This window comes from Bacillus cereus (assembly GCF_002567495.1).
In the GTDB taxonomy this organism is placed as follows: Bacteria; Bacillota; Bacilli; order Bacillales; family Bacillaceae_G; genus Bacillus_A; species Bacillus_A cereus_AQ.
In genome coordinates, this window is the sequence record NZ_NVAP01000028.1 from 45,151 (window position 1) to 69,725 (window position 24,575).

Here is a 24,575-nt window from a genome sequence, read left to right on the forward strand (position 1 = left end):
TCTCCCGTCTTTTTTTTATGCTGACGTTGCTGAATGTAATAAACGATTATATGCTTTATGGGCTGTGATGACTGCGAGGAATGAACCGATTAAAAATAAAACTGAGCCGCCAAATGTAAATATCCGGCCAATATACGTCTCTCTAGCTTCTTCTATTTCTTGTTGTAATTGTGTATTCATATTGATCACCCCGTAAACTATAGGCATTTAGTTATAGTCTATGTAGAATGCCTATAGTGTGTGAAGTGTAAATAAAAAACCTCGGTAGGCACCGAGGTTTTTTATAATCCGATATAAGGAGATGGATCAACTGCGTTTGTCTTGCCGACATTCCATTCTCCAAGATGAAGTTCGAAGTGTAAATGTTGTCCGTATGATTGGCCGGTATTCCCCATAAATCCAAGCTGATCGCCTTGTTTTACAGTTTGTCCATTCGATACAGAGCGGCTATTCATATGAGCATATACTGTCGTATATGTTTTTCCATTTATACGGTGGGATAAGTACACTACGTTTCCGTAACTAGATGATAATTCTGAGCGAATAACAACGCCATCTGCAGCAGCGATAATTGGAACCGTTCCCGAAGCGGCGATATCGATTCCTTTATGGTTATCTATAGAGCGTACACCGAACCCGGAAGTTTTTGATCCAGCTGCCGGTTTAATAAAGCCACCGATATTTGTATCATGTGGTGTTGGGGCTGCTTGAGTTGTTTGAGTTGCTTGAGTTGCTTGAGCAGATTTAGTAGCTTGTTTGCGAGCCTCTTCTGCCTTGCGAGCTTCCTCCGCTTTACGAGCTTCTTCGGCACGTTTTTCTTCTTCAATTGCTTTTTGAACAGCTTGACGCTGATTTTCTAAAATGCCTTTGGATTCTTCTAATCCTTCAATCTCTGAATCTACTTGTGCTACTTTCGTATGTAGATCGTTAATAAGAGTTTGTTGCTGTTGTTGGTTATTTTGTAATTCTTGCTGTTTTTGTTCTAGTTTTTGCTCAGATTCTTTCAGTTGTTGTTCTTTTTTCTCAACAGCCTCTTTTTCTGTCGTTACAGCATTTTGATCAGATGTTTGTTTTTTTACGATATCTGTATCGTTGTTTAAAATTAAACTTACAGAGTACATATTATCAACAAGATCAGCAATGTTTGTGGAATTTGTTAATACCTCTGTAATGATATTTGTGCGAGGTTTTTCTTGCATAGATTGTAGTCGTTGTTTAATAACTTCCTGACGTGTATCTATGTTTGTTTGTAATTGTTCTATATGTTTCTTTTTGTCAGTAATTACTTGTTGTGTTTTGCTAATTTCTTTTTTTGTATCGTTTAATTCAGATTCGTTTTTATTAATAGAAGTAGTTAATTCATCGATTTTCTTCTGCAATTCTTGAATTTCTTTTTCTATTTGTTCTTTCTGGGCTGATTTATTTTGTAAGTCACTTTGTTTGCCTTCTAATTCAGATTGAATATTAGATAATTTATCTTGATTCGTTTCAGCGTGTACGGGTGAAAGTAATGGGGAAGCAAAAATCGTTCCTGCTGCTAAAACACTAAACGCTGCAAATTTCTTTTTCATAGTTGTCTGGCTCCTTTCCCTATGAATGTTATATATCATAAGAAGAAGGGTGTCTATCGTTGTAATCATAATGTAAAGAAAATTTTATAATTTTGCTAAGTTTTGTCGGAATTTATCATTTTTCGAACATAATTATCATATTGGTTACATTTTTTATACACGTAACAAAGATATATTTTTTTTCGTTGATGTGAAATAAAGGAAAAACAAAGTCGTTTCATATAGTGAAATGTTAATTACGAACCCACTAAAACACTAGTGAGGAATCGTTCTCATGTTAGGTTTTCTGACATGGGATTTATTTTTGTCAAGAAAATTATTTGCGTTCGGGCAAACTTATTTTGTTGTCAGATTTTAATTTTTGATTTATGATTTTTAACAGGGACAAAATGTAGTGAATTGTCGAATAATATGTAATACTCTTAATTTCAAGTTTTATAGAGATAGAATGAGAGATAGAGTGAAACATCGAAGAGGGGGTTACAACAAATATGAAAAGAATAGGACTTGCATGGCAAATATTAATAGGACTTGCCCTAGGTATTGCGGTGGGGGCAATTTTTTATGGCGATAGCACAGTTGTAGGGTACCTAAAACCAATTGGTGATATTTTTATCCGATTAATTAAAATGATCGTTGTACCGATTGTTGTAGCAAGTATTGTTGTTGGAGTTGCTGGTGTTGGCGATGTTAAAAAACTAGGCCGACTAGGCGGGAAAACAATTCTTTATTTTGAAATCATTACAACAATTGCAATTGTTGTTGGTCTACTGGTAGCGAATATTTTCCAACCAGGAAAAGGCGTGAATATGGATCAATTAACAAAGACTGATATTTCTAAATATGCAGAAACAACAGCTCAAGTACAAAGTCATTCGTTTGCAGATACATTTGTGAATATCGTTCCAACGAATATTATGAAATCATTGGTTGAGGGCGATATGCTTGCGATTATCTTCTTCTCTGTACTATTTGGTTTAGGAGTTGCGGCGATTGGTGAAAGAGGAAGACCGGTTCTTCAATTTTTCCAAGGTGTAGCAGATGCGATGTTTTACGTGACTAACCAAGTTATGAAATTTGCACCGTTTGGTGTATTCGCATTAATTGGTGTAACAGTTTCGACGTTTGGTTTATCTTCATTAATTCCATTAGGGAAATTAGTCATAGTTGTATATGGTGCGATGATTTTCTTCGTTGTAGTCGTACTAGGACTTACAGCGAAACTATTTGGAATTAACATTTTCCAATTCTTTAAGATTTTAAAAGACGAGCTGATCTTAGCATATTCTACAGCAAGTTCAGAAACAGTTTTACCAAAAATCATGGAGAAAATGGAGAAATTCGGTTGTCCGAAAGCAATTACATCTTTCGTTATTCCGACAGGTTATTCATTTAATTTAGATGGATCAACTTTATATCAAGCAATTGCAGCAATTTTCTTAGCGCAAATGTACGGTATTGAATTATCCATTACACAACAAATTACATTATTACTTGTATTAATGGTTACATCAAAAGGTATCGCAGGTGTACCGGGCGTATCGTTCGTTGTATTATTAGCAACACTTGGTACAGTAGGTATTCCAGCTGAAGGTTTAGCATTTATTGCTGGTATTGACCGTATTTTAGATATGGCTCGTACGGCAGTTAACGTTGTAGGGAACTCTTTAGCAGCTGTAGTTATGTCTAAGTGGGAAGGTCAATATGACGCTGAAAAAGGACAAGCTTATTTGAAAGAGATTTCTGAAAAAGGTCAAGCGGCTTAATTATAATAGGAACTAGCTCTCACATAATATGTGGGAGCTTTTCTGTATATAGAAGAGGAGCAGACGTAATGAAACGTAAATATGGTGATGGTTCTTCGTGGAAGAGACTAATAGAAAAGGGTTATACGGTTAAGCAAGTAGAAGAGGGAATGCTCGGAATACTGAATATAAAAAAAGTGAGAGAGCCTAGTTGTAAAGAATATGATGGTAAAGAAATTTGTATTGCAGGTAATGGGTATACGTGGGTTCAATATTTTATTAATGGAAAGAACTTTGCGATTACAGCTATGTTAGATGATAGGCACAATTTAGTGCAATATTATATTGATGTGACGAAAGAATATGAAATAGATGACCGTGGTTTACCGTATTTTGATGATTTATATTTAGATGTAGTATTATTACCCAGCGGTAAGGTGTATGTATTAGATGAAGAGGAGCTAGAGGACGCTTATAAAAGTGGCGATGTCACGAAGGAAGAGTATGAGGTAGCTTGGTACACGACGAAATGGATATTAGCAACAATAAAAAATAGTGAATTTTATTGGATTTCAATATTGGAAGAAGAAATTGAAAAATTAAAATGATTGTTGTATTCAAATTTTTGTATAATTACCAAAAAAAACTATACAAAAAATAATTGACTTTTGTTTTGTAAGCGAGTAAAGTTAGGGAAGAAATTATTATTAAAAAATAAATATGAAACCTTCTTATAAAGAGAGGCGGAGGGACTGGCCCTACGATGCCTCGGCAGCGGACTCGATTTCAGAGTGCTGTGCCAAATCCAGCAAGCGTGTGCTTGAAAGATGAGAAGAGTGTTTCTTATAGATGTATAAGACCTCTTCTCGTCGGAAGAGGTCTTTTGTTATTCAGTAGAAAAAAGGTTGAAACTAGGGAGAGATGGTACTTTGAAAGAAACGAGAGGAAATGGTTTAGCATTATTACCACTTGGGATATTTTTGGCGCTATTTATTGGTTCTGGAATTATTACAGGTGATTTCTATAAATTGCCGATACTTGTAGCGATTTCAATTGCTGTAGGAGTCGCATTAGTGATGAATCGTAAAGAAAGTTTTAATGTGAAAGTCGAGCGGTTCGCTAAAGGTGCAGGAAATCCGGATATTATGATTATGGTATTAATTTTTGTGCTTGCAGGTGCATTTTCTGAAACTGCTAAAGGAATGGGTGGAGTAGACTCAACTGTTAATTTAGCGTTAACTATTTTGCCGCCAGGATTTATCGTAGCTGGAATCTTTGTTATTGGTGCATTTATTTCATTAGCGATGGGAACTTCAATGGGAACAATTGCAGCATTAGCACCTATTGCTGTAGGTGTAAGTGGTCAAACTGATATCTCAATTGCACTTGCGATGGCTACTGTTGTTGGCGGAGCGATGTTTGGTGATAATTTATCATTTATTTCAGATACAACAATTGCAGCTGTTCGTTCACAAGGAACGGAAATGAAAGATAAGTTTAAAACGAACTTTTTAATTGTATTACCAGCGGCTATTATTACAATTATACTATTAGTAATAGTTACTTCAGGAAGTGACACAGCAATTAAAGCGCATAGCTTTGATTGGATAAAGATTTTGCCGTATGCAGGAGTACTTATTACAGCGCTACTTGGTTGGAATGTACTTATTGTATTAACTGGTGGAACTGTATTATCTGGTGTTATCGGTCTTATAGATGGAAGTTACACGTTAGAAAGTTTCTTTAAAAGTGTAACGACTGGAATGGGCGGTATGATGGAGCTAGTACTACTTGCTATATTAATTGGCGGTATGGTTGAATTAATCCAATATAATGGTGGTATTCAATATTTAATGAATGTACTAACACGTAATATTCGCTCGAAAAAAGGAGCGGAATTTGGTATTGCTGGTTTAGTAAGTATGACGAATATGTGTACAGCGAATAATACGATTTCGATTATCTTTACAGGACCGCTCGCGAAGAACATTGCAGATCAATATGAAATAGACCCTCGTAAATCAGCGAGTGTATTAGATCTCTTCTCATGTTGTGTGCAAGGATTAATTCCGTACGGTGGTCAAATGTTAACGGCAGCAGGATTTGCAGCGTTATCTCCGGTCGAATTGTTACCATATGCATTTTATCCAATTTTAGTTGGAGTATGTGGGATTGTTTCTATTTTAATTGGGTTTCCAAGATTTTCGAAAGTAGCTGAGAAAAAAGAGTATCATAAAACAGCTTAATTTAATATGAACGTTAGTAATTAAAACCGTGCAGAGAATAGACTCTGCACGTTTTTTTGCGTAAAGGGCTGAATACGACTCGGTCTTAAGTCTGAGTCAAAAACGGTTCTTAAGCTCGTTATGGAAAAATGAAAAAATAGTTAAGATAAGAGTATCAAATCGAAGGGAGGCAAGCACAAGATGAAACAATTTCTAGCGTTTATCGCGGCCGGTATTTTGGCTTTAATTGCTCTTGGTAGTCTTGCTGGTATTGTAGGATTCGCAATCGGAGCAGGAGTTGTGTACTGGAGCTATAAATCATTTGTGCGAGCTAAATCATTTTTTGGAAAGTTAGCCTGGGGGATTGTTGGTTTAATCGGTTTATCCATTGCACTTTCTCACTCCCCAGCATTAATCGGTATCGCAGCATTAGTAGTTTTATACTACGGATATCGTGAATGGAAAAAAGAAAAAGATGTAGTTGTTGATTCTACTCCAGAAAGTTCTAAACCATATAGCAACTTTGAAGATGAGTGGAACAAGTTAATGAAAAACTAATATAAAATAAAATCAAATTATAAAGTAGAAGAGAGGAAGATTATAATGAAACAATCTTTATTCGGACGTGTACGCGATGCAATTTTAGCAGATTTTCATAATGTGTTAGATGAGAAAGAAAGAAAAAATCCAATCGCTATGTTAAACCAATATTTACGAGATAGTGAGCGTGAAACAACAAAAATTGAGAAGTTAATTCAGCGTCATAAAACATTAAAATCTAATTTCGCTCGTGAGCTTGAGCAAGCACGTTATTTCGTTAATAAAAGATCAAAGCAAGCTATCATTGCTCAAGAAGCAGGCGAATTACAATTGCATGAACGTGCATTAGAAGAAGTAGCGTATTATGAAGGGCAAGTAACTCGATTAGAAGAGATGTATGCAGGTGTTGTAGAGCAAATTGATGAGTTAGAGCGTCGTCTTTCAGAAATGAAAAATAAATTAAAAGAAATGAACGCAAAGCGTATGGAATTAATGGCACGTGAAAATATGGCGCATGCAAATCGCCGTATGAATACTGCGATGCATAAAATGGATGAAAATAATCCGTTCTTACGTTTTGAAGAAATAGAAGATCATATTCGCGACTTAGAAATTCGTATGAATGAAGAACACGAACGAGACACATTTGATATGAAGATTGCAAAACTTGAGCGTGACATGAAAGAAAAGAATGATGTATCGTTAACGAAAGAGTTATCAAAATAATTGTAGTATATTATAAAACAGGCTTATGATATAGTGATAGGAGAAAAGGTGTTGGAAAGCAATGCCTTTTCTTCTATGTATATGTGAAAAGAAGGGGGGGAGCTGAAATGAAGAAGCATTTTTCAAAAACACAATTAATGGGGATGCTCCTCATCATATTTGGATTCGGTCTTTTTCTTGATATGATACTTGGACATTTTGAACCAGGTGGTCTCATTTTTGCATTTATTATGCTTATGTTTGGAAGGCATTATCGTAAAAAGAATCGTTACGTACGGGGAAATGTATTTTTATTTGTTGGTGGTATTGTATTTTTATTCTTCTTATTTTCTTCAGCAGCATTTGTTCTTGTCGTATTTGCTTGTTTAGCTTTAATTGGTTATCAACTGATTCAACAAGGACATCAGCAAAAAGCAATGAAGGTTGAAATTAAAGAAAAAGGGATTATAGACGAAGAGAAGCAAATATATCGTACAGAACCGTATTTAAAAAATATGTTTGTAGGGAATATACGAATGATGGATCATATTTATGAACTTGAGGATATTAATGTTCAATATGGTGCTTGTGATGTGGAAATAGATTTAACAACTGCTATGATCCCAGAAGGGGAGACGGTAATTGTTATTCGTGGTGTCGTTGGTAATATTCGTTTATATGTGCCATATGATATGGAACTGTCTTTAAATCATTCTGTTATTGTCGGACGTGTGCTTCTGCCAGGTCATGAAGAAACAGGATTTAACCGCAATGTTACATTTAGAACAGAGCAGTATAAAGAGGCTCCTCGTCGTATTAAAATTATTTCTTCGCTTGTCGTAGGCGATACGGAAGTGAGGAAAGTATAATGAAAAAACAAAAAAATATTTCGTGGATGTATATTCGTTATTCTATGTTGTCCTCTGTTAGTATCGCACTTATTTGTACCATTGTATATGTATGGAAAAGTGAGCAACAAGTGTATGATTTATTATGGAAGGAATCCATCGCTTCTGTTCCAATTGGCTTGTTTATTATGACTACAAGTTTACTTATCGGGGGAATTGTAGGATATGCAATCGGTTACTATATAGAGCAGCGTATACAAGGATTAAATACTTTTCTATTTGAGGTAGAGCGAGGGAATTTTCCGAGCGATGTTTCGTTTACTGCAGATGATGAATTTCATGAAGTGGAACGAAAAGTAATTGGCCTTGCTCGTCGATTAGAGGAGCAAGCTGGACTCTTTCAAAAAGTAACGAATGAACGAGCTCATTGGAATGAAGAGATGAGACAAGAAGCGATTTCCCAGGAAAGGCATCGATTAGCGAGGGAGCTGCATGATTCTGTAAGTCAGCAGCTTTTTGCAATGTCAATGATGATGTCGGCTATTAATGAACAAGTAGCTGAAATTCCAGAAATGACGAAAAAGCAGTTGCAGCTTGTTGAAAATATGGTTGTAAATGCACAGTCAGAAATGAGAGCATTGCTTCTTCATCTACGCCCGGTGCAGTTAGAAGGTAAGAAACTAACAGAGGGTATAGAGGAATTATTAACGGAATTATCGCGAAAACAACATATGAAAATTGAATGGCTTATTGAGCCAATAGAATTAAAAAAAGGTGTAGAAGATCATTTATTCCGTATTGTGCAAGAAGCGCTATCAAACACGTTGCGACATGCGAAGGCAAAGAAAACAGAAGTACGTCTTCGGAAAATTGATCAATATGCGATTTTAAAAATCATTGATGACGGCGTTGGGTTTGAAGTAGGCGTTAATAAGGCTGGTTCATATGGCTTAAGGTCGATGCAAGAGCGCGTTCATGAAATTGGTGGGACACTAAAAGTACTTAGTTTCCCGGCCAAAGGTACACAAATAGAAGTAAAAGTACCGATTATGATTGAGAGAGGGGGAGAATTATGATAAAAGTATTGCTTGTCGATGATCATGAAATGGTTCGTATGGGTGTATCGGCATATTTATCTACACAGCCAGATATTGAAGTAGTAGGGGAAGCTGAAAATGGAAGAAAAGGATCGGAATTAGCACTGCAATTAAGACCGGATATTATTTTAATGGACCTCGTGATGGATGAAATGGATGGGGTTGAAGCAACACGTGCTATTATTCAGGAATGGCCAGAAGCGAAAATTGTAGTTGTAACAAGCTTTTTAGATGATGAGAAATTGTATCCGGTTATTGAGGCTGGAGCGACCAGTTATTTATTAAAAACATCAAGAGCAAGTGATATTGCAGATGCTGTACGAGCTACTTATGGTGGAGAAACGGTATTAGAGCCAAAAGTTACTGGTAAAATGATGTCTCGTATGCGTCAGAAGAAAGAACAACCTTTGCATGAGGAGTTAACAGAAAGAGAGTCTGAAATTTTGTTATTAATTGCAGAGGGAAAAAGTAATCAAGAGATTGCGGATGAGTTATTTATTGCACTGAAAACGGTAAAGACACATGTGAGTAATATATTAAATAAATTGAATGTAAGTGATCGTACTCAGGCGGTTATTTATGCGTTTAGACACCAATTGACGAAATGATAAAGTGAAACTTTAATCAGTGGGGGACTATCCCCATTGATTATTAGTTTGCATCAAATCTTTTTATTGACGCCAATAAATGTAAGCGTTATCATTAAGTTGTTAACAGTACATACAAAGGGGAGAATGTATATGTTAGTTCAAACTATATTCGGAATGGATAAGTCTAAAAAATTAGGGGATTATGTGAACGCATTACAAGCGCTTTGTGAAAAATATAATGTTGAAACAGATAAAATTGCAATTATTGAGGCGACAGAAGAGTACTATTTATTTTTAGTAAAGCAAGAAGACTGCTATGATGTTGTTAAGGTAGAAACAGTTGATACGAATATTGAATATTATACGAAAGCGTATAAAATAAGTAGTTTTAATCATACTGCTTATCAAATGTAAAAAAACTCCCTTTCGGGAGTTTTTTTAGGATGCTTTTGCTTCGGTTATTAAGGGAACTTTTTTAGCACCGCTTAGTTTAGCGATAGTAAATCCGATAAGTGCTCCGGCTAATGCTGGTAATAGCCAGCCTATTCCTTCGTTATATAAAGGAATAAATTCAAAGTTGGACGTGATAAACGAGACTGGAATACCGCCTTGTTTTAATCCATCAAATACGCTCACAACTGCTGCTCCGATTAAAGCACCTACATAAACAGAGCGATATCCACCGAAGTATTTATGAAGTAACGATAGTAGTACGAGTACAATCGCAATTGGATATACAACAAGTAGAATTGGAACAGAGATTGCGATAATTTTTGTTAAACCTAAGTTGGCAACGAATAATCCTAATGCGCAAATGATACTCGCGAACGTTTTGTATGAAAATGTAGTCAATAATGTTGAAAAATATTGGCTGCATGCAGATACGAGTCCAACGCATGTCGTTAAACAAGCAAGTGTAACGATAAGAGATAATAGGAGCAAACCGTATGGGCCAAATAATTGTTGTACGATAACAGTAAGTAGCTGTCCACCATTCTGTGCGTATCCAAGGGAGACACTAGTTGTACCGAGCCAGCCAAGTGCACCATATACAAGTACGAGACCAGTAGCGGCAATAAGCCCTGCTTTTGCTGTTGCGATGGCAATAGATTTACGATCATTCACACCTTTAGAGCGAATTGCATTTACAACGATAATTCCGAATGCAAGCGCTGAAATGGTATCCATCGTTAAGTATCCTTCCATGAAGCCTTTGAAGATTGGAGAAGTTTGATACTCTTGCATTGCTGGTCCTGATTGCCCAAGTGGTGTAAATACACTTTTAACAAACAATAAGAAAATAGAGAGTAATAAAATAGGTGTTAATATATTTCCGATACGATCAACCAGTTTAGATGGATTCAAACTCAGCCAAAATACGATAGCAAAGAATATGATTGTATATACAAATAGCGCTAGGCTGCTAGAGCGAATTGTTTCTGGTAAGAAAGAACTAACACCCATTTCATAAGCGACATTCGCAACACGTGGGATGCCCATGGATGGACCAATGGCAATGTATACAACTACCGTAAAGAATATTCCGAATAATGGATGAACATGACTTGCAAGCTGCTGCATTCCATTTCCTGATAGAGAAATTGCGATAACAGTTAATAATGGTAAACCGACTCCTGTTAGTAAAAATCCAATCATTGCAGGCCAAAAGTTTTCGCCTGCGTTTTGCCCAAGCATGGGAGGGAAAATTAAATTACCTGCCCCAAAAAATAAAGAAAATAGCATAAGACCCGTGAAAAAAATATGTTTTTTTGATACAGTGTTCATTGTTTTTCCTCCTTTTTTAAATGCATTTGTAAGAACACAAAAAACTCGTCCCTAAAGAAAGGGACGAGTTATATTTACCCGCGATACCACCCTAATTTACACATGTAGAAATAAATCTATATGTATACGGCTTTGCAACGTACAACATGATACGTGTTCCTTGTAACGGGGGACAGCCGGTAAGAACTTACTGTAACATTCGGTTCTACTTCTCGGAGATGATTTTCGGTTACGCACTGAACGTTGGCTTTCAGCAAATCGCCAACTCTCTGGGGAACAGTTCTATAACGTACTCGTTCTCGTCAATGAATTTTTATTCAAGTATTCTGACAGTATTGTTGCATTTTTTTTTTTGAAAGTCAATATATTTTTTGAAAGGTATATTTATATACGGAAATATTGAAAGGGATATTCGTTGTTGTAAAGGGAATGACGAATTGTAAAACGGGGGTAAAAATTTGCGGAGAATTGTAAAATTTATAGAGAAAGTTGATATTTATAGGAGTAAAGAAGGTATTGTTTGAATTTACAGAGAATAATACAACAATCCACTTGCTGGAAAGAACAAACCAAAAGAGGTGACTGAAATGCTTGCGATGGGAGTATTATTTGGCATTATTGCTATAATTGGTTTTATGTGGTTATATTATTCGCGTTCATTTAAACAAGCAGAAGTTTTACTCTTTCAAAAAGGTAGTTTGTTGACAAATCAGTCTAGATATTTAGTATGTCCGAAGTGTGGAAGTGCACAGGCCAGAAGTGGAGGATATCAAGAGTGTTGCAAAATTAGATTATGAAAGAAAGGGAGCCTCACATTATTTTGTGAGGCTTCCTTCCTTACAATTTCATGGCGCTCCAAATTGTCCACCGATCTCTTTCAATAATAGGAGAGATGTTTTGTAATGCGGTCTGGATATGTTGTAGAAGTTGAGAAAGTTCATCATCTGTTAACTCGTATAGAATGGATCGACCTGTTCGAGGAGATAAATCTTGTAGCAGTGCTTCTACAGATTCATGTATTTTTCGTACTTCCCATTGTGTTTGTGTTGGAAGTACGTGAAGAGAATGTTGTTGTAATTCTTTCTGTATCGTGTTGGTTTTTGGTCGTCTTTTTGACTCTATTTCAATGAGTTTTGGAAATAGAGAGAAAAAATATCCACGAATGTGTTCGGGACTTCCTGGAATTGTACAATCTTCAATCGTTCGATCTTGTAAAATAAGTACACCGTTTTTCTTTAATATACGAGAAGCTTCACGTAAAAATGTAGGGATGTCTTGTAAATGATGAATAACTGCGCGTGAAATAACTATGTCGAATGTTTCATTAGAACATGGGATATTATGTGCATCACCGTGGATGAATGAAATGTTTGGAAAGCTGTTACAATTTTCTTTTGCAGCTTGTAATATTTCTTTTGAAAAATCAAGCCCAACAACATTTTTGGCTCCCATAAGAGCAAGTTCTTTCGTATAAATCCCGCCACCGCAGCCAATATCAATTATTTGTTTGTTTTGTATGTCTGTAATGTTTTTTACCATTTCACCCCAAGAAATATGAGCGTTTCTTGATGCATATGTGTACTTATTATGTGCATCATGAAAATTAATGGACATGATAAAGACCTCCTTTCAATAATTAGTATAGCGTATTTAATAGGATGTCACGTTTTTGTTTTATGTATGAAGATTATAAGGATTTCTTATTGCAAAAGGAGGATTCATTTGAAAGGGAAATATGTATTATTGTTATTTGTTATGCTACTCGTATCTTGTGGTCAAACAGAATCAAAAAAAGAACCAAAACAAGTAGAGGAGACGGTGAATGAAGTGAAAGAAACAATAGGGGTAACAGTTATACACAAAAAACATAAAGAGAAAAAATTACAGGAATCAGAAGCTAAGTTAGTAATAGACATTATAGATAAAGCGGAAAAACAAGAAGTAACAGGTAGCTTTGGCGAACCAGAATATGAAATGCAAATTAATAGGAATGGAAAAAAAGAAACATATTATGCATGGCTAAGAGGAGAAGACAGACGAGGATGGGTACAATATAAGAAAGCTATGTATATGCTGAATGAAAAAGATACGGAAAAGCTATTGGCTATATTTCCAAACGGTTTAGAACAAAAAGAAGATGAGCTACAAGTAGGTCCTTTAACGGAAATAACAAAAAAAGACATGCAGATTACTGCGTTTCATATAAAAGCAGGGGATCAAAAAGTGAATTATACGGTGCGTTATACGATTTCACAATCATTGTACAATAAGTTGGTAAAGGAAAAAGAATATTATTTGCAACTCACTTTCCCAGAAAAGGTTCAAAAATTAATAGGAGCAAAAGAGAGTGAAATGGTTTTAGGTGAAAAAGTAAAGGAAGGGTATAAGCAGTACGAATTGCATGCTACTGTTCCGATAAAAGGCGCTTCAGAATCACAATTAAAATCATTAGAAACATATTACGAAAATTATAATTTGAAAATATTAAACAGTGAAAAAGAAAAAATAGGTGTGTTTCAAAATATAATTCAAATCGTTAAAGAGTATGGTGAAAAAATGAATTTACAAAGATAAAGTGAGATTTTAATCAGTGGGGGATGCTCATTTCTCGTTGATTCCCACGTAAATTCTTTGTTCCAACTGAATTTTGAGGTAAGAGTCTTATTGGCTGTAACGGAATTGTAAATTTTATACAACCTTTCCTAGGAAATGATAATAGAGAGGGGAGAAGAACCCCCTCTCTATTATTTTGCTTTTGCAGATGGCTCATTTATTGATTTTCGTGTAATAAGAAATGAAATCATAAGAGCGGAAAGAATGATAAGAGTGATAAGTAAGTGATTTGGCAACCAATCTAATAATAATACATAGCTCACTGTATAAAAAATAAGAGTTGAAGCTAAAAATGATAAAACACCTATTATGAGAGATTGTAAATTCATTCGTATGCACCTCCTTTATTTATATTTTTGGCTAAAAATGGATTAAATAAACATTATTTCTAACAATAGAAAAAAACATGTCATAATAGAGGAAAGAATAATTTTTGGTGGGTCTTTATGACTCGTTAAAGGGAGTTAAAGGAGAGGAAAATGAAAAATAATAAAAAAGGATTATGGGGAATTATTGTTGCAATAGGATTATTTTTACTGTCTAAGTTAAAGTGGGTATTTGCAATTTTTAAATTAGCAAAGTTTTCAACGGTATTTAGTATGTTTCTATCGCTTGGCGCATACGCAGTTATATATGGTTGGAAATTTGGAGTAGCGCTCATTTATTTGTTGTTTGTTCATGAAATGGGCCATTTATGGGCTGCGAAAAGAAAAGGGATCCCAACATCGCCAGCAATCTTCATTCCATTTATGGGGGCCCTTATTGGAATGAAAGAGATGCCGAAAAATGCAAAAGATGAAGCCTACATCGCTTATATGGGGCCGCTTTTCGGACTTCTGTCATTTTTACCAGCGATTCCACTTTATATAATGACGCAAGAGCCGTTTTGGGCGCTTGTTATTTTGCTTGGAAGTATGATTAATTTCTTTAATTTAATTCCTGTTTCGCCGCTAGATGGTGGGCGAATTATTTCAGTTGTCAGTACTAAAATTTGGGGAGCAGGCCTTATTTTATTACTTGGCTATTCAATTTACTTTAAAAGTATTTTGGGAGGATTTATTGTTATTATCGGTTGTATGGAATTATATAGAGTGATAAAGAGAGATGAGCCGATTAAGGAATTAGGGCATAAAATTGATGGAATGAAAGAATATGTTGCTAGGCTTGAAGAAGAATTAAAAGAAACTGGAGCTGTACATCGGACTATATACATGATGCATCATGAGGTGAATGCATTAAGACAAAGAGAACGGGAAAAAGAGTTACAAATAGGTGAACTTCAAAAAATGGAAGTGTTAGAGTATCTTTTACCGAAGTTTGAACCGTTAGATTATGTTCCGTATGAAGATGAAAAAGATGAGTATACAATTCACATAAGGGAAGCATTTGAAGCGTCAGAAAGAAAATTAAATGAATGGAAAACAGAAAAGGAACAACAAGAAAACTATTATAAAGTGGATACGAAAACGAAATGGACAGTATTTGCTTGTTATATCGGATTAATAGCTATACTTGGTTATACAGCTTATGAAGGTTATATTGTTTTACAAGAGCATTTACCAAGACGAAATGTGTAGAAAAATAATGTCGAAATGATAGGAAGAATTTATACAGGAATTATATTTCTACGAGAGAATGTTACAAGTGTAGTGCCACATTGTAATATACGCTAGTAGAGAAGGGGCTCTGTATATGAAGAAATTGTTAAGGTTGTTCGGGATTATTATCGTGATGGTCGTTGCGAGTTATAGTCTTATGAAAGTGTTATTACATTATGCGAACAAGCCGGCTGGGGTAAATACAATAGCTCAAATAGAAGATATACAAGAAGAGACAAAAGTGCTGGATTTTATTCGTATGACACATGAAAGTTATAATAATTTTTTAAATTATGGTAAGGCAGAGAATTATACGGACGGGGATTGGAATCAATTTAAGCAATGGTTTCAACAACAAGAACCATCTTTAAAAAATATACATATGGAAATAAAGAATGAAAAAATAAAACGCGATGTAAATAGAAGCTATGAAATTGTAAAAAAAGGTGTGGAACTTCAAAATATTGAATATGTAGTGTATGCCCACCGTGTATATCATGACTTGGATATTATCGTAAATAAATATAGAGGTGAAACGAATATCTGGGGGTATACAGAGTTTGGCGATGGGAAAGATATAAAAGTAATTGAGCAAGCTATACAAACAAAATAATAAGCTAGCTAGAATTCTAGTTAGCTTATTTTCTTTTGTAAGTGCAATGTTCATATATTATTCACAAAAACAACGTGTTAATAGTGATTAAAATCACAATGTGTAGGATGCGATTCAGTTAAACTAAAAACAGTTAAGGAAACAGAGGAGTGGGATACAATGTTAAGTGCAAAAACAATTGAAATCGTAAAGTCAACAGTACCATTATTACAAGAAAAAGGTGTTGAAATTACAACGAGATTTTATCAAATTTTATTTTCGGAACATCCGGAGTTATTGAATATTTTCAACCATACGAATCAGAAAAAGGGAAGACAACAACAAGCGTTAGCAAATGCTGTTTATGCAGCTGCAACGTACATTGATAATTTAGAAGCTATTATTCCAGTTGTAAAACAAATCGGTCATAAGCATAGAAGTTTAGGTATTAAAGCGGAACATTACCCGATTGTAGGTACATGTTTACTACGTGCAATTAAAGAGGTTGCAGGTGCACCTGATGAAGTTTTAAATGCATGGGGAGAAGCATATGGTGTCATTGCTGATGCATTCATTAGCATTGAAGCAGAGATGTATGAAGAAGCTGCACATAAAGAAGGTGGATGGAAAGACTTCCGAAACTTTGTGATTGTTAAAAAAGTGAAGGAAAGCGATGTTATTACGTCATTTTATTTAAAACCTGAAGATGGAGGGAAAGTTTCTTCATTCATCCCAGGTCAATATGTAACGATTCAAATCAATATTGAAGGTGAGACATATACACATAATCGTCAATACAGCTTATCCGATGCTTCTGGGAAAGAATATTATCGTATTAGTGTAAAGAAAGAAAAAGGTATAGATACACCAGACGGTAAGGTGTCTAATTACTTACATGATCATGTAAAAGAAGGAGATATTTTACCAGTAAGTGCACCAGCGGGAGATTTCGTATTAAATATGGATTCAACATTACCAGTTGTACTAATTAGTGGTGGCGTGGGGATTACACCGATGATGAGTATGTTAAATACGTTAATTGAACAAGATTCAAAACGTAATGTATATTTTGTTCATGCAGCGATAAATAGTAATACACATGCAATGAAAGAACATGTTAAGGCAGTAGACAATGAATATGAACAAGTTAAAGCATATACTTGTTATTCTGCACCAACTGAAAAAGATTTGGAAATGAAGAACTTTGATAAAGAAGGATTTATTGAAGCAGAATGGTTACAAACTATTATTCCGACAACTGAAGCAGAATTTTATTTCTGTGGTCCAGTAGCATTTATGAAGCATATAAATGCTGAACTAACTGATTTAGGTGTGAAACAAGAGCATATTCATTATGAATTTTTCGGTCCAGCAACAAGCTTACAATAAAACGGATGAGAATAAGCAAAAAAACGAGGTATTTATTTTACCTCGTTTTTTATTTGTTCTCGTAATAAACGGTTTACTGTTTCACGGCGTATACCTATGAGTTGACCAATTTCAGTTTGCGTTAATATTTCATATATAGGAATGTCACCCAAATATAATGTGAACCATTCTTGTAAACGATGAAGACGTTCTTTCGGTGAGACGGTTGTCAATTGATCAATCCGTTGTTGCATCATTCTTAATTTCGATTGCAATTGCATAGCGATGTCGGCATATGATTTAGGATTTGCTTGAAGTCTCTCATACCATTCATTACTAGTAATTGGTTCCACTTCTGTTTTTATTAAAGCGATAGCTGTACCGTGATATTCTTTCGGTGAAATTAAAGAATGATGAGGTATCGTTTCACCTGGAACGATAATGTTGAATAAAAATGGTGTTCCGTCTTCTTCTAACCGAACTACTTTTAATAAGCCTGTTTTTATAAAGTATAAAGGACCGTCCTCGCCTTGACGGAATAGTACATCTCCTTTGTGTAGAATCAATGTTAGCCCCCCATTAATATGTTTCTATTTCTTCTATTTTAGCGTATATGTATATAGACAATATGCTATTTCAACAGCAATTTCATTGACGAAATGTATGCTATTACAGTAGTATACTATTTAGTGTGTAATAGTACTAGCAATGAATACGCTGTAGGGGGTTTAGTATATTGTTAGATGCGATGAAAATGACGGATATGAGAATTCCGGCGAATGCTATCATTCATGTAGAAGAGATGAAAGGTGGAGTCGTTTTATCCGTTGAAGTGGACGGCCAAATTATTTATACGATGGCTTATGATGAAGAAACAGATAGTTATGCTGAATTATATGATCGAAACGATAAGAGGGCGTGCCAAGTACATGAAGACTTTATGGGATGGTCACTTCTTCACTAAAAAAGATGTCAATATGACATCTTTTTTTATTAAATCGATAGAATATACAAAGAAATGAAATATAAGGATAAAATTTGTAATAAATGATTTTGCATTGTTAGCACTTTGTAACTGCAAGCGAACTATTTTTTCGCTATCATAAAGATAACAGTCGCAGTTATAGGAGTGGTCAACTTGAAGAAAGTACATATTTCAAATTATATGTTATTATGTGTTTGTTTAATTTTATTTGTTCTCCTCGGAGGTTTTTTATATTCCTGTGTATAAGAAAAACGCATTCTAAAAAGAATACGTTATAAAAAGGAAGTAATGATTAATCTAGTTCCAAGAATAATTAACGTAATACGTAATAAATTAATTACGGCTTTACCACTCAGTTTCGTATTAATATAAGCTCCGATTTTTCCGCCGATCCATGCACCAGGAATAAGGATTAATGCATAAATCCAGCTGACATTTCCAAGCGAGATGTGAGTCGCAGAACTTACAATTGCTGATAGAAATACGATGAACATCGAAGTTGCTACTGCAATATGTGCTGGGAATGCAAAAAGAAGCATCATTGCTGGAACAAGCAAGGCACCACCACCAATTCCAAATAACCCAGATATAAACCCAACTATAAAGGCGATAAAGATAGCAAGAAACGGTGGGAATTGATAGTGTACAGTATTCCCATCATTATCTGTAAAAGAACGCTTAATTACAGACGTATTTGATAGAGAAAGAGGTTTTAATTTGTCTCGTAGCATAAGTAGAACTGAGACGAATATAAGGAAAATCCCAAAGTATAAAGAAAATGTATCTTGGTTTAAAAATTTATTTGCCCATGATCCGATAATACCACCAGGGCCGCTACCGATAAATAAAATAAGTCCACTTTTATAATCTACTCGTTTATGCTTCATGTAAGTAAGGGTGGAAGATAGTCCTGTAAAAACGACTGTTACCATAGAAGTCCCTACTGCAAGTTGTGGTGATAAACTGTGTAATCCAATTAATAACGGAACAATAATAATTCCGCCTCCAAGCCCAACTAGGCTGCCTACGGTCCCGGCGATTAGTCCGATGAAAAGTAACATGATGTATTCCAAAATTGCCAACTCCTCTAAATAACTTATCCATCAATTATTATACACGCTTTTTAATGAGAAATAGGCTTGTTCACAAAAAAGTCGTCTTCCTAGAAAAATAAGGAAGACGACTTTTGATTAGAAAACAAAATGTAATAGGTAGTAAAACAGAGCAGCTAAAGAAGCTGAAATAGGAAGTGTAATAACCCATGTAATTAACATGCGTTTTGCAGTTCCCCATTTTACTCCTTTCACACGGTGAGAAGCACCAACCCCTAAAATAGAAGAAGAGATAACGTGCGTCGTACTAACCGGTAAGTGAATGAATGTTGCACCGAAAATTACAAGTGATGATGATAAATCGGCAGCTACACCATTTACAGGACGAATTTTCATAATTTGTCCACCGACAGTTTTAATAATTTTCCATCCACCGACAGAAGTACCAAGCCCCATTGCGATGGCACAAGATAATTGTACCCAGAACGGGATATCGCTAGAAGTATGATAGCTATTAGCCATAAGAGCCATCGTAATGATTCCCATCGCTTTTTGTGCATCATTCGTACCATGTGTATAGGCTTGTAATGCTGCAGTGAAAATCTGGAATATACGGAAGTTCTTATTCGTTTTCGTTAAGTTAAAGTTTTTAAAGACCACTTTAAAAATACTGTATACGATATAACCAATAACGAAAGCAATAATCGGTGAAATGATTAAAGCTTCAAGAATTTTAATGAATCCTTTAAGGTTTAATGAGCTAATACCAGCAGCAGCAATGGCTGCACCTGCGATTGAGCCAATAATTGCATGCGAAGAACTACTTGGGATACCGTAGTACCAAGTAATTAAGTTCCAAGCTATCGCTGCAAGCAAAGCAGCTAAAATTACAAGAGAACCATTTTGTAAAGCAAATGGGTCAACGATATCTTTTGTAATCGTTTTTGCTACACCTGTAAATGTCATTGCACCTAAAAAGTTCATAATAGCTGCCATAATAATTGCATGTCTAGGCTTTAGAGCTTTTGTTGAAACAGCCGTTGCAATAGCGTTTGCTGTATCGTGAAATCCATTGATAAAGTCAAAAGCTAAAGCGCAAATGACTACTAAAACGGTCAGTATCAAGAGTGTATCCATGATCAAACTCCTTACGCGTTCTTCATAATAATTGTTTCTAATACGTTTGCAACGCTTTGGCAGCTATCAGCTACTTCTTCAAGCTCTTCGTAAATCTCTTTGTATTGAATAATCTTAATCGGATCTTTCTCACGAGAGAATAAGTGCTTAATCGCATGACGACGAATATCATCGCATTGTGATTCGTAATCCTTAATCTTAATCGCGTTCGTACGAATGTCGACTAACTTCTTTTTAGACAGTAGTTCAACAGAGTTTGCAATCTCAATCGCACATTGATTAATTGCTTCCACGAATTTAATCATGTATTCATCAGCTTCTGTAATAGAATACATTTCGAACAGACCAGCACTGTGATCTAATCCGTCTAATACATCATCCATACTCATTGCAAGTTGTAGGATGTCCTCACGTTCAATTGGAGTAATAAACGCTTTGTTTAGCTCCATAATGATTTCGTGAATAAATGAGTCACCTTTTGACTCATACTCTTTCATGCGCATAGAAAACTCTTTTAAATCGCTAGCATTTTTAATTTTATACTCCACGAAAAACTGCGCGCCTTCTTTTAAATTTTCAGAAACATTCATTAACATTTCAGAAAATTTATCTTTTTTTGATTTAAAGACCATTATTGTTACCCCCACAAAAGTAATATATGTAAAATATATTGGCTAATCAATTCTAACAAAAAACTGTCGTTTTTTAAAACATTTTATCGAAAAGTTTACAAAAACTTAACATAACTCCCGTTGTTCGATTAATAATATTAATATCCAATAGTGAATATCTTACTTGTAGAATGTCCTTTTCTTGCAAAAAGTATGAATGTAAAAGAAAAGCTTTACACTATAGGAATGACTACGTTATTATATTAAATTTAAAAGGAGGTATAATCTTCCTTTTAAAAAGAAGAGTGTAAATAAATGAAGGAAGTGAACAAATGAAATTGAAGAACACTCATTTTAAAAAAATGCTTGAGTGGTTCAATAAGAGGAAGAAACTTCGTAATTCATTAATTGTATTGGGAAGTGTACTCGTTACTCTATTTATTGCTGTAAATATAATAATTTCCATTCAAGACATATCTGAATTAAAACAAGCTGTTCCACAACCGACTTTAATTTATGATGCAAATAATGAAGTCGCAACTAAATTAGCTTCTTCGAAAACAGAGGGAGTTAAAAGAAAAGATATTCCTGATATTATGGTTCAGGCAATTGTTGCAGTAGAAGATAAGGGATTTTTTAACCATCATGGTATTTATTATAGTGGAATTATAAGTGCAGTTTTTAAAAATATTACAGCAGGAGAAGTTGTAGCAGGGGGAAGTACAATTACACAGCAGCTCGCGAAGAATGTATTTCTCACACAAGATCGTACATTTTCTCGTAAAATAAAGGAATACTTTTTAACAAAAAAAATAGAACGTACTTATACAAAAGATGAAATTATTGAAATGTATATGAATCAAATCTATTTTGGAGAAGGTGCTTGGGGGATAAAGAGGGCAGCTAAATCTTATTTTGATAAAGATGTAAAAGATTTATCAATTTCAGAAGCTGCAACGATTGCGGGCTTAATTAAAGCGCCGTCTGCGTATTCGCCTTATAAAAACTTTAATAAATCAATTGAACGACGTAACGTCGTATTAAGTTTAATGAAGGAACAAGGGTATATTTCTGAAGAGCAATACAATAAAGAAAAAGAGTCAGGTCTCGTATTAAAACGTGGGGTTGATGATAAATATAAAGGTAAATACTCCCAATATGTAGATTATATAGTTAGGGAAGCGATGGATAAGTATGAATTAACACAAAATGAAATTTTAGCAGGTGGTTATCGTATTTATACAGAGCTTGATCCGAAGAAACAACAGGCTGTAGAAGATGTTGTGAATAATGATAGTTATTTCAAAGATAGTAGCTCAGATCAACTTATGCAAACGGGTGTAGTCCTTATAAATCCAAAAACAGGCGGTGTTCCAGCTTTAGTTGGAGGTAGAGGACCATATCAGTTTTTACAATTCAATCATGCTACGCAATTAAAAAGACAGCCAGGTTCAACATTAAAGCCTCTAGCTGTATATGTACCCGCTTTAGAACAAGGTTATGAAGTATACGATATATTAAAAGATGAACCATTTCATATTAAAGAATATGAACCGAAAAATAGTGACCAGGCCTTTCATGGTAATGTGACAATGTATGAAGCGGTAGCAAAGTCGTATAATGTTTCTGCTGTGTGGCTATTAGAGCAAATAGGATTAGATAAAGGATTGAAATCTTTAGAGCGATTTGGTATTCCATTAGTACCAGAAGACCGTACGTATCCAATTGCTTTAGGTGGTATGCATGTAGGGACATCTCCATTTGTAATGGCCCAAGCATATAGTACATTCGCTAATGATGGGGTTCAAGTAGAGGCTCATGCAATTAGAGAAGTTCAAAATGCTGAAGGGGAAATAATAGGGAAATGGTATAAAAAAGAGACACGAGTGACGAGTGAAAAAATTGCTCAAAAGATGACGTATTTATTAAAAGGTGTAGTCGAAAAGGGAACAGGTGAAAAAGCGAAAGTTAATAATGTTGATACAGCAGGAAAGACAGGGACTACTCAACTTGTAAATGGTCCGAGCGTAGGGGCAAAGGACTCGTGGTTTGTAGGATACACACCAGATTTAGTAGGTGCGATTTGGGTGGGATATGACAAAACAGATAGCGAGCATTATGTTCCAGGTGGTAGTCAAATTACGACGACGATGTTTCGGGACATCATGAAAAAAGCAAATGCAAACCCAGCCCAAAAAGCGTTCCAATTGTCGTTAATATCTGAGGCTGACTATAAAAAACAATTGAAAACAATTGAAGAAGAAAAACGAAGAAAAGAAGAAGAAAAAAGAAGACAAGAAGAGGAACAACAAAGGAAAAAAGAACAACAAGAGTGGTTTGATAAAGTGAAAGAGTGGATTCCATCATTATGGTGAAAAAAGAGGCGAATTTCGTTATTCGCCTCTTTCTCATGTGAAAAATAAAGTGAGCTCATAATTAGTGAGGCAGACGCTACTATTCATTAAGAGTAATGTTCGTACTGCTAAAGGATTGAGAATCGTATGTGACGATTATTTTTCCTTTACTAATCGGTTCGTAAGGTAATTCTTCTTCATAACTACCATTATTTTCATTATGGATAGACAGCGTGATTTCATCAATTCCTTTATTTGTATACTGATCTTTAATCGTTTCAGCAATTTGAAGTAGAGTTTCGTAATTAGAAGCTTTCGTAATAAGCATTCCTTTTATAACTTTTTTTTCATTATTTGTAGAACTGGAATAAGGGATGTTGTTTTGTTTCGTATACAAAAGTTTGTATGGAACTGTTTTTCTCTCTGCTTTTGAAATAGTGGAGTATTTTAGAGTTAAAAAAAATCCTACACATAAAATAATGCATACCATAAGAGCAATCCAAATGCGTATCAGTGACATAACTCTCATTTCTCATCCCTCTTTCATATCTTTGACTTCATTATTTATCATACAAAATGAGGATTAAGATAGAGTAAATTTGAGGTAAAGAAACGTAAAGAAGGAGCACTTATCCTCCCAAATAAGTGCTCCTTTTTATATAAAGAGAGATTTAATACACAGTCAATTAAACATATCACTATAAATATGATTATTTGGAGAAAATTAGTAAATTCGGAAGACAGTTAGTACTGCAGTTGTTTCACCTGTGTTTGGAATAGAGATAGTATTTGCTGTAGGTTGTACAGAGATTGTTGTACCAGCTGTTAAAGTAATAATCGTTGAGAAAGAAACCGCACTACCGATAACGTTAGTTGAAAAATTACGACTAGGTGGTTGGCCGTTAAATGAAAGACCGAAACCAAATGGTGAAGAGCCTGGGAAGGTTGTAGATGCGGAGAAGTTAATATCGTATACACCAGTTTCTAAAACAGTTAGAGTATCAGAGCCGTTAAAGGAGAGGTTTGTTAATTCGAATGTTTCATTGAATTGTATATTGCTTCCTGGTGATACTGTTTGTGCATTTGTGTTACCTAAGACAGCTGTAGTTACAGGAATTGGAGTACCCGCTGGTCCTGTTGCGCCAGTAGCACCTGCTGG

Annotated in this window: 27 protein-coding genes, 1 riboswitch and 1 other annotated feature; of the genes, 16 read left to right on the top strand and 11 right to left on the bottom strand. The window is 35.0% G+C overall.

The features are described from left to right. Positions 1-15 precede the first annotated feature (15 nt). Both COK05_RS31325 and COK05_RS13810 read right to left on the bottom strand, forming a co-directional pair. Complete coding sequence (locus COK05_RS31325; protein ID WP_176539439.1) at positions 16-180, bottom strand: hypothetical protein; 165 nt, start codon at positions 178-180, stop codon at positions 16-18. A 101-nt stretch (positions 181-281) separates the two neighbouring features. Next, positions 282-1,571 carry a murein hydrolase activator EnvC family protein gene (locus COK05_RS13810; RefSeq protein ID WP_098613020.1) on the bottom strand — a complete coding sequence of 430 codons (1,290 nt, stop codon included), beginning with the start codon at positions 1,569-1,571 and terminating at the stop codon, positions 282-284. 491 nt (positions 1,572-2,062) lie between these two features. Between COK05_RS13810 and gltP the strand changes: the two genes are divergently transcribed. From gltP to COK05_RS13855, 9 genes are all read left to right on the top strand, one after another. Next, positions 2,063-3,337 carry a glutamate/aspartate:proton symporter GltP gene (gltP, locus tag COK05_RS13815; RefSeq protein ID WP_060489545.1) on the top strand — a complete coding sequence of 425 codons (1,275 nt, stop codon included), beginning with the start codon at positions 2,063-2,065 and terminating at the stop codon, positions 3,335-3,337. A 68-nt stretch (positions 3,338-3,405) separates the two neighbouring features. Further along, entirely contained in the window at positions 3,406-3,924 is a 519-nt protein-coding gene (locus tag COK05_RS13820) for a DUF402 domain-containing protein (RefSeq protein ID WP_098613021.1), read from the top strand. A 120-nt stretch (positions 3,925-4,044) separates the two neighbouring features. Next, a riboswitch (SAM riboswitch) is annotated at positions 4,045-4,150 on the top strand. Between the two features lie 95 nt (positions 4,151-4,245). Then, on the top strand, positions 4,246-5,562 hold the full coding sequence (locus COK05_RS13825) for a Na+/H+ antiporter NhaC family protein (RefSeq protein ID WP_098613022.1): 1,317 nt from the start codon (positions 4,246-4,248) through the stop codon (positions 5,560-5,562). Between the two features lie 180 nt (positions 5,563-5,742). Next, positions 5,743-6,099, top strand: coding sequence for a lmo0954 family membrane protein (locus COK05_RS13830; RefSeq protein ID WP_098613023.1), 357 nt, complete (start codon positions 5,743-5,745; stop codon positions 6,097-6,099). A gap of 45 nt (positions 6,100-6,144) precedes the next feature. After that, complete coding sequence (locus COK05_RS13835) at positions 6,145-6,807, top strand: PspA/IM30 family protein (protein ID WP_098613024.1); 663 nt, start codon at positions 6,145-6,147, stop codon at positions 6,805-6,807. A gap of 107 nt (positions 6,808-6,914) precedes the next feature. Further along, the gene (liaF, locus tag COK05_RS13840; protein WP_098613025.1) at positions 6,915-7,655 is read left to right on the top strand and encodes a cell wall-active antibiotics response protein LiaF; all 741 of its coding nucleotides are present in this window, start codon (positions 6,915-6,917) and stop codon (positions 7,653-7,655) included. Continuing rightward, the gene (locus tag COK05_RS13845; protein WP_098613026.1) at positions 7,655-8,710 is read left to right on the top strand and encodes a sensor histidine kinase; all 1,056 of its coding nucleotides are present in this window, start codon (positions 7,655-7,657) and stop codon (positions 8,708-8,710) included. Before liaF ends, COK05_RS13845 begins: the two co-directional genes overlap by 1 nt. Further along, entirely contained in the window at positions 8,707-9,339 is a 633-nt protein-coding gene (locus COK05_RS13850; RefSeq protein WP_098613027.1) for a response regulator, read from the top strand. The genes COK05_RS13845 and COK05_RS13850 overlap by 4 nt, the downstream gene beginning before the upstream one ends. A 57-nt stretch (positions 9,340-9,396) precedes the next feature. Next, the gene (locus tag COK05_RS13855) at positions 9,397-9,735 is read left to right on the top strand and encodes a DUF3922 domain-containing protein (protein ID WP_141539091.1); all 339 of its coding nucleotides are present in this window, start codon (positions 9,397-9,399) and stop codon (positions 9,733-9,735) included. A 24-nt stretch (positions 9,736-9,759) separates the two neighbouring features. Here COK05_RS13855 and brnQ3 read toward each other — a convergent pair whose 3' ends face one another. Next, positions 9,760-11,106 (bottom strand): branched-chain amino acid transport system II carrier protein BrnQ3, encoded by a 1,347-nt coding sequence (gene brnQ3, locus COK05_RS13860; protein WP_098613029.1) that lies wholly within the window; start codon positions 11,104-11,106, stop codon positions 9,760-9,762. Positions 11,107-11,162: 56 nt separating this feature from the next. Then, positions 11,163-11,421, bottom strand: a binding site (T-box leader). 272 nt (positions 11,422-11,693) lie between these two features. Between brnQ3 and COK05_RS13865 the strand changes: the two genes are divergently transcribed. After that, positions 11,694-11,903: a hypothetical protein gene (locus COK05_RS13865; RefSeq protein WP_000880630.1), complete on the top strand. Its 210-nt coding sequence runs from the start codon at positions 11,694-11,696 to the stop codon at positions 11,901-11,903. 40 nt (positions 11,904-11,943) lie between these two features. Here COK05_RS13865 and COK05_RS13870 read toward each other — a convergent pair whose 3' ends face one another. Next, positions 11,944-12,720 (bottom strand): class I SAM-dependent methyltransferase, encoded by a 777-nt coding sequence (locus tag COK05_RS13870; RefSeq protein WP_098613030.1) that lies wholly within the window; start codon positions 12,718-12,720, stop codon positions 11,944-11,946. Between the two features lie 108 nt (positions 12,721-12,828). Here COK05_RS13870 and COK05_RS13875 point away from each other — a divergent pair, with 108 nt between their 5' ends. After that, positions 12,829-13,680: a hypothetical protein gene (locus COK05_RS13875; RefSeq protein ID WP_141539090.1), complete on the top strand. Its 852-nt coding sequence runs from the start codon at positions 12,829-12,831 to the stop codon at positions 13,678-13,680. A gap of 170 nt (positions 13,681-13,850) precedes the next feature. Here the strand turns inward: COK05_RS13875 and COK05_RS13880 are convergent, their stop codons facing one another. Beyond that, positions 13,851-14,048, bottom strand: coding sequence for a hypothetical protein (locus COK05_RS13880; protein ID WP_098613031.1), 198 nt, complete (start codon positions 14,046-14,048; stop codon positions 13,851-13,853). 150 nt (positions 14,049-14,198) lie between these two features. On the opposite strand from COK05_RS13880, the gene COK05_RS13885 reads away from it, so the two are divergent. The 3 genes from COK05_RS13885 to hmpA all read left to right on the top strand — a co-directional run bounded on the left by COK05_RS13885 (position 14,199) and on the right by hmpA (position 17,298). Beyond that, entirely contained in the window at positions 14,199-15,296 is a 1,098-nt protein-coding gene (locus COK05_RS13885) for a site-2 protease family protein (RefSeq protein WP_098613032.1), read from the top strand. A 115-nt stretch (positions 15,297-15,411) separates the two neighbouring features. Next, positions 15,412-15,930 carry a hypothetical protein gene (locus COK05_RS13890; RefSeq protein WP_098613033.1) on the top strand — a complete coding sequence of 173 codons (519 nt, stop codon included), beginning with the start codon at positions 15,412-15,414 and terminating at the stop codon, positions 15,928-15,930. Positions 15,931-16,089: 159 nt separating this feature from the next. Continuing rightward, positions 16,090-17,298, top strand: a complete 1,209-nt coding sequence (gene hmpA / locus COK05_RS13895; RefSeq protein ID WP_098613034.1) for an NO-inducible flavohemoprotein — start codon at positions 16,090-16,092, stop codon at positions 17,296-17,298. Between the two features lie 32 nt (positions 17,299-17,330). Here hmpA and COK05_RS13900 read toward each other — a convergent pair whose 3' ends face one another. Further along, entirely contained in the window at positions 17,331-17,843 is a 513-nt protein-coding gene (locus COK05_RS13900; RefSeq protein ID WP_098613035.1) for a Crp/Fnr family transcriptional regulator, read from the bottom strand. Positions 17,844-18,013: 170 nt separating this feature from the next. Between COK05_RS13900 and COK05_RS13905 the strand changes: the two genes are divergently transcribed. Then, entirely contained in the window at positions 18,014-18,241 is a 228-nt protein-coding gene (locus COK05_RS13905) for a hypothetical protein (protein WP_098543121.1), read from the top strand. A gap of 293 nt (positions 18,242-18,534) precedes the next feature. On the opposite strand, the gene COK05_RS13915 is transcribed toward COK05_RS13905, so the two are convergent. From COK05_RS13915 to COK05_RS13925, 3 genes are all read right to left on the bottom strand, one after another. Continuing rightward, positions 18,535-19,335 (bottom strand): sulfite exporter TauE/SafE family protein, encoded by an 801-nt coding sequence (locus COK05_RS13915; protein ID WP_098613037.1) that lies wholly within the window; start codon positions 19,333-19,335, stop codon positions 18,535-18,537. A 117-nt stretch (positions 19,336-19,452) separates the two neighbouring features. After that, positions 19,453-20,451, bottom strand: a complete 999-nt coding sequence (locus tag COK05_RS13920) for an inorganic phosphate transporter (protein ID WP_098613038.1) — start codon at positions 20,449-20,451, stop codon at positions 19,453-19,455. A gap of 11 nt (positions 20,452-20,462) precedes the next feature. Next, entirely contained in the window at positions 20,463-21,083 is a 621-nt protein-coding gene (locus COK05_RS13925; RefSeq protein WP_000231446.1) for a DUF47 domain-containing protein, read from the bottom strand. 311 nt (positions 21,084-21,394) lie between these two features. Here COK05_RS13925 and COK05_RS13930 point away from each other — a divergent pair, with 311 nt between their 5' ends. Continuing rightward, positions 21,395-23,437 (top strand): transglycosylase domain-containing protein, encoded by a 2,043-nt coding sequence (locus tag COK05_RS13930; protein WP_098613039.1) that lies wholly within the window; start codon positions 21,395-21,397, stop codon positions 23,435-23,437. Positions 23,438-23,516: 79 nt separating this feature from the next. Here COK05_RS13930 and COK05_RS13935 read toward each other — a convergent pair whose 3' ends face one another. Beyond that, on the bottom strand, positions 23,517-23,945 hold the full coding sequence (locus tag COK05_RS13935) for a hypothetical protein (protein ID WP_098613040.1): 429 nt from the start codon (positions 23,943-23,945) through the stop codon (positions 23,517-23,519). Between the two features lie 195 nt (positions 23,946-24,140). Beyond that, positions 24,141-24,575 (bottom strand): Gly-Xaa-Xaa repeat protein (locus COK05_RS31330; protein ID WP_176539440.1); only part of this gene is annotated, 435 nt, incomplete at its 5' end.

What these genes read in the sequence shown, in the direction of transcription:
- COK05_RS31325 (WP_176539439.1), bottom strand. Translation starts at nt 180, where the DNA reads ATGAATACACAATTACAACAAGAAATAGAAGAAGCTAGAGAGACGTAT.
- COK05_RS13810 (WP_098613020.1), bottom strand. Translation starts at nt 1,571, where the DNA reads ATGAAAAAGAAATTTGCAGCGTTTAGTGTTTTAGCAGCAGGAACGATT.
- gltP (WP_060489545.1), top strand. Translation starts at nt 2,063, where the DNA reads ATGAAAAGAATAGGACTTGCATGGCAAATATTAATAGGACTTGCCCTA.
- COK05_RS13820 (WP_098613021.1), top strand. Translation starts at nt 3,406, where the DNA reads ATGAAACGTAAATATGGTGATGGTTCTTCGTGGAAGAGACTAATAGAA.
- COK05_RS13830 (WP_098613023.1), top strand. Translation starts at nt 5,743, where the DNA reads ATGAAACAATTTCTAGCGTTTATCGCGGCCGGTATTTTGGCTTTAATT.
- COK05_RS13835 (WP_098613024.1), top strand. Translation starts at nt 6,145, where the DNA reads ATGAAACAATCTTTATTCGGACGTGTACGCGATGCAATTTTAGCAGAT.
- liaF (WP_098613025.1), top strand. Translation starts at nt 6,915, where the DNA reads ATGAAGAAGCATTTTTCAAAAACACAATTAATGGGGATGCTCCTCATC.
- COK05_RS13845 (WP_098613026.1), top strand. Translation starts at nt 7,655, where the DNA reads ATGAAAAAACAAAAAAATATTTCGTGGATGTATATTCGTTATTCTATG.
- COK05_RS13850 (WP_098613027.1), top strand. Translation starts at nt 8,707, where the DNA reads ATGATAAAAGTATTGCTTGTCGATGATCATGAAATGGTTCGTATGGGT.
- brnQ3 (WP_098613029.1), bottom strand. Translation starts at nt 11,106, where the DNA reads ATGAACACTGTATCAAAAAAACATATTTTTTTCACGGGTCTTATGCTA.
- COK05_RS13865 (WP_000880630.1), top strand. Translation starts at nt 11,694, where the DNA reads ATGCTTGCGATGGGAGTATTATTTGGCATTATTGCTATAATTGGTTTT.
- COK05_RS13870 (WP_098613030.1), bottom strand. Translation starts at nt 12,720, where the DNA reads ATGTCCATTAATTTTCATGATGCACATAATAAGTACACATATGCATCA.
- COK05_RS13880 (WP_098613031.1), bottom strand. Translation starts at nt 14,048, where the DNA reads ATGAATTTACAATCTCTCATAATAGGTGTTTTATCATTTTTAGCTTCA.
- COK05_RS13885 (WP_098613032.1), top strand. Translation starts at nt 14,199, where the DNA reads ATGAAAAATAATAAAAAAGGATTATGGGGAATTATTGTTGCAATAGGA.
- COK05_RS13890 (WP_098613033.1), top strand. Translation starts at nt 15,412, where the DNA reads ATGAAGAAATTGTTAAGGTTGTTCGGGATTATTATCGTGATGGTCGTT.
- hmpA (WP_098613034.1), top strand. Translation starts at nt 16,090, where the DNA reads ATGTTAAGTGCAAAAACAATTGAAATCGTAAAGTCAACAGTACCATTA.
- COK05_RS13920 (WP_098613038.1), bottom strand. Translation starts at nt 20,451, where the DNA reads ATGGATACACTCTTGATACTGACCGTTTTAGTAGTCATTTGCGCTTTA.
- COK05_RS13925 (WP_000231446.1), bottom strand. Translation starts at nt 21,083, where the DNA reads ATGGTCTTTAAATCAAAAAAAGATAAATTTTCTGAAATGTTAATGAAT.
- COK05_RS13930 (WP_098613039.1), top strand. Translation starts at nt 21,395, where the DNA reads ATGAAATTGAAGAACACTCATTTTAAAAAAATGCTTGAGTGGTTCAAT.
- COK05_RS13935 (WP_098613040.1), bottom strand. Translation starts at nt 23,945, where the DNA reads ATGAGAGTTATGTCACTGATACGCATTTGGATTGCTCTTATGGTATGC.